The sequence below is a fragment of the Neisseria sp. HMSC067H09 genome, assembly GCF_001814135.1.
Lineage (GTDB): Bacteria > Pseudomonadota > Gammaproteobacteria > Burkholderiales > Neisseriaceae > Neisseria.
Window position 1 is genome coordinate 1 of record NZ_KV814918.1, and the last position, 262, is coordinate 262.

Sequence of the window (262 nt, forward strand, 5' to 3'; positions counted from 1 at the left end):
AAGTCTTCACCAATCAATTGCATCCTTCCTGTATCTTGATAATGATGCCAAGTGTAATTTGGTATTTTAGATTTTCCTTTGTCGTCAAACGCTCTTTTAGTTACCCGCTTTGTATCAAAAATGCCGTCTGAAAAGCAAATATCGTTTCAGACGGCATTTTGACTGTTTAAAGCGGGGGCAGTTCTACAAATGGAAAGAAATGCTGAAACCTCTGATAAATTTCAGGATGTTTTTCTAAGGCTTTTAACGCTTTTTCTTTTGA

1 pseudogene is annotated in these 262 nt (G+C 36.3%); it reads right to left on the reverse strand.

Annotated elements, in window-relative coordinates:
* A pseudogene (locus HMPREF2954_RS11710) lies at nucleotides 1–83 on the reverse strand (HNH endonuclease); the annotation flags it as partial.
* Between the last annotated feature and the right edge of the window lie 179 nt (nucleotides 84–262).